This is a genomic window from Streptococcus mitis (assembly GCF_023109235.1).
In the GTDB taxonomy this organism is placed as follows: Bacteria; Bacillota; Bacilli; order Lactobacillales; family Streptococcaceae; genus Streptococcus; species Streptococcus mitis_DA.
Genome location: NZ_JALDUC010000020.1, coordinates 1 through 4,732, shown reverse-complemented (window position 1 = coordinate 4,732; position 4,732 = coordinate 1). Strand labels below are relative to the sequence as shown.

The 4,732-nt window shown below is 38.4% G+C and carries 1 protein-coding gene; it reads left to right on the top strand.

The window, feature by feature from the left end; all coding sequences use genetic code 11:
* Window positions 1-78: 78 nt before the first annotated feature.
* On the top strand, window positions 79-4,732 hold a 4,654-nt coding region (locus M1F55_RS08970; protein WP_247947711.1), incomplete at its 3' end, for a Rib/alpha-like domain-containing protein.

The following is a 4,732-nucleotide window of genomic DNA, read 5'->3' as shown; positions in this document are numbered from 1 at the left end:
TAATTCCACCATAAAAATCCGTTTTAGACTAATTTCCACTTTGGTCAGGCAAGTGGAAGTTACTTTGAGAAGTTACCAATGGAAAATAAGTCAAATTCACTCAGTAGAATAAAGCGCCAGCAACGTGAAAAAGTTTTGCGCTTTTCTATTCGTAAGTACAGTTTCGGTGCCGCTTCAGTTGCTGTTGCAGCGCTGATGTTTTTGGGTGCCCGAGTTGCGAGTGCGGATAGTGTGGTTCCAAACGCTCCACAATCTAATACGGCTAATGCGGGTGTAGTGAACCCTAAAGATAAGGTCGATTCGCCTGTGGATGTTACAGAATCTACTGAAAACAAAGTAGATGCAGGAAATCAAGCGCTTACAAATGCTGCACCTAGCGCGTCTACAGTTGATAAAGCCAAGTTGAAAAAAGCAGTTGAAGAGTTAAATGCTCTTCTTTCAACTAAATTAAACCTTGACGAATCAGTAGTCTCACCTGTTAAAGACAGACTTCAAAAAGGGAAAGAAGCCCTAGAAAGTTCTGAGCTAGCTCAAAAGGATATTGATGAGCTTGTAGAACTCTTGTCTAAAGATGTGACAGTCGTATCAGCTGCTAAGGAAGTAACTGAGGTTCAAGTAGATAAACAAGTAGATAAAACTGAGAAGCCAGCTGACAATCTAGCCAACCAATCTTCTCCTGAAGTAAGCGCAAGCGAAGAAGGTCAAACTGTATCAGCTAAAAAAGATACTTTGAAAGTATCTGTAGATCAATTGCAGGCAGCTGTTTTGGAATTGCCTGAGCATGAGACTAGCAAAGAAGTTCTTGAAAAAGCCAATGAACTATTGGGATTAGCTCAAGGTGTTCTTGAAAATACAACAGTTTCTCTGAACGATGTTGAAGAAATGAACAAACGTGTGAAGAGAATGTTTAACTCTGTTAAAAACGCTACAACACGTTTGACTTCAGGTGCTCGTGATTTACGTAATGGTCAGAGTATTCCTCGAGGAACACAGTTTAGAGCTTATACACCAATTAGTTCTTCGGGGGCATTGAAGAACGTTAAATATTTTGCTTCTTTGGATCCGAGGGTTGACGGACAAAAGACAAGAAATGATGATCCTGAATTTACAGAAAATAAGACGGTAATTAAATCATCTTATGAACAAGATAGTTCAGGTAAATGGATGGTCTATGATATTTTCTTCAATAATGATGGAAAATCTATAGTAGATCAAGCTTATGGTCAGCATTATTATTTCCAACCTCCGTTCAATATTATGGATGGTTCTAATACAGTAAAGAACTTAACTATTACTCGTTATCGTAATGTTGGTGGAAGAAGGCTTTCTGATGGAGGAAGAGGATTTGAAAAGGTTGGAGATACAGTTACAATTTCAGACCCTTGGAATCAGAAGCCTCACATCTTTGCAGGTGATAGAAGATCTTTGTATGATCCAAACTCAGGAGTAAGTCGTGCCAATCAACAACCGCAAGTGTTTAAAAATAATGCATTCAATCCTTTTTTAGATAAGGTTGTAAGAAAAACAGATGGAAGTTATACTGGTGGGGTCAGTTATACTCTTGGACTGGAAGTAGGTAAGGTAGATGCACCGTATGCGATTCATATGACCGCCAGAGTAAAATTGAAAGATAATGTGACAGAAACAGAAGCTGCTAATGGTAATGTGTATGCAGCCTCTGTGAACGCTGCGCCAAATGGAAAGCGATCATATGTTGTAGGTTCGATAGGAACAAGTTTAGCACCAAGAGATACGACACCGCCAACTATTACTGCAAATGGAGCAACAGTTACAAAAAATGAAAAAATTGTAGATATTCCAGTAACAGCTGAAGACAATAAAGGCGGAGTTGGAATGCGTCCAAATAATCCAATTGAAGTAACTGGATTACCAAAAGGATTAACATTTACGAATGGTAAAATTACTGGAACACCAACAGGCCCTGTAGGAAGTAGTACAGTAACTATTAAAGCCTATGATAAAAATGGAAACAAAGCTGAAAAAACAATTACCATTACAGTAAAAGATCAAGCGTCTAAGTACAATCCGACAGGAGAAACGCTAACAGTTAACCAAGGTCAAACGATTTCAGATGATGCAGTAAAAGCAAAAGTGAAAAATTATGGCCCAGGAACATTAACAGTTGTAAGCAAACCATCAACAGCAAAAGCAGGAAACGTTGGGAATGCGGTAGTGAAAGTAACATACCCAGATGGATCGTCTGAGAATGTAAATGTACCAGTTACAGTACTAGAAGCACCAGATACACAACCTCCAACATTAGCTATTACACCAGCTAACCAAACAGTAGTAGAAGGTGAAACAGTAACATTCACATTAACAGCAAAAGATAATAAAGTTGTTAAAATAGACGGTACTGATTTCACTACAAAATATGGTAACAGACTTCTGTCTGGTAAAGCAACAAATACTAATGTAAAAATTACTGATACTGAAAAAGTAACTAAAATTACTATTACTACAAGTAAAGAGGATGTCGGTAAAACAAATACGATTACTTTCAATGCTAGTGACAATGTTGGTAATAAAGCTAAGCCAGTAACTTTCACATTCAATGTAACACCACGTGATACTCAAAAACCAGAAGCAACGTTAAATGGTGTTCGTTTGACAGAAAATGCCAATACACCTATATTTACTGTGTACCGAGGAGCGACATTTAACCCAGAACTAAAAGTATGGGATAATTCTGGTGTGATTTCTAAAGTAGAAGTTAAGGGAGGACTTCCAAAAGGAGTAACTGCTTCTACATTTACAGCACAAACAGGTAAAACTGAAAAAACTCCATATGCAACGCGTTTATCTTCTGGTACTGTATTGAATACTGAAACTTTAGGAGAACATGAAGCAACTCTACATGTTGAAGGAAGTAGTGCTACTGATAGTCGTGATTTGAAATTCAAATATCGTGTAGTGGATATTGAAACAAGAAATCTAGAAAACGGTATCGCAAAAGTACCAGTAGCTTCAACATTGAATGTAGCCAATAGTGGTAAAAACATTGATGCCCATAGATATCTTAAAGTTGTAGATAGTGAAGATAAAGCAGATCGTGGAAATAATTATTTACCAAGTGGTATGACCTGGACATGGAAACAAGGTGATAAATTAGATCCAGGAACAACACTAGATAACTCAGGGAAATATACTCGAAACGCAACAGCAGTATTCCCAGATACTAGCAAAAATTCTATTACGGATGTAAATAGTACAACTAGAACAACATTTGCACCTGCAGAAATCAAGCGTCAAGTAGTGTTGGCAGTAACACCAACAGTACCTAGTATAGTAGGTAATGAGGATGGTAGTGTAACAATAACACCACCAACACGCCCTAATAGTACTAATCCTCAGGATATTGATACAATTACCCTTACTTATGTACCAACAGGTAAGACTACACCAGAAACTGTAATAGTTACAAAATCAGGAAATACTTGGACAGCAACCGTAAATGGTAAAACAACGGATAAAGTATCAGTAACACCTGCAGGAGTTGTAACAATTTCTGATGCTGAAGTTGCAGATAAAACAGAAGTAACTGCAAAAGTTTCTAAGAGAATTGATAATAATCTTACTCTTGAGAGTCCTGTAGCTAGAGGGACAGCAAATGGACCTTTGGCAGCTGAGGTTACACCACCAGCACCAGTTACGGAAAAAGCACCAATTACACCAGTAACAGTAGTAACACCAAACAAACCAGGCTCAACAATCACTACAGAAACACCAGTCAATGGTTTAACAGTAGATGGCGATGGTAACTTAACTGGAACACCAACTGTTACAGACTGGGGTAAAGATGAAGAAGAACGTAAGATCATCATCCCAGTTAAAGTGAAGAAGGGCAACGAAGAAGTTGTTGTGAATGTACCAGTTACAATTCAACGCGATACAGATGGAGACGGTATCCCAGATAAAGTAGATCCAGATGATGACAACGATGGAATTCCAGATGAGGAAGAAATCACAAATGGAACAGATCCAAAAGTAGCGAATGGATTAACAGGAACAGTAACAGGAAAAACTGTACCAGAAAAAACACCAGTACCAGCAAATACTAAGGTAGTAACACCAAACAAACCAGGCACAACGATTACAGTAGATAATCCAGTAAATGGTTTAACAGTAGATAACGGTGGAAATCTAGTAGGAACACCAACAGTAACAGATTGGGGACCAAAAGAAGAAGAACGTACAGTAGAGATTCCAGTTAAACTGAAGCGTGGAACAGAAGAAGTTGTAGTCAAAGTTCCAGTTAAAATTCAACGTGATACAGATGGAGACGGTATTCCAGATGTGACCGATCCAGATGATGACAACGATGGAATTCCAGACAAGGATGAAGAGAACAATGGAACAGATCCTAAGACACCAACAACTCAAACTCCTACAATCGAAATTACTCAACAACCAAATGGAAATGCGATTGTAACGCCTAAGAAACCAGATGGAACAACATATCCACCAGGAACTAAGGTAGAAATCCCAGGAGAAGATGGAACAACAATCACAGTAACAATTGGTGACAATGGTTCAGGTGAAGTACCAAATGACAAACTTCCTAAGAAAGATGTCCCAGGTACAGGAACAGTAACCGAACCTAATAAGAATCCATCGAAACCAGTAGATGTAACAACACCAGCCCGTAAGACACCAACATTAGAAGTTGAACAAGATCCTAAGACAGGTGATGTAACAGTAACACCGAAGA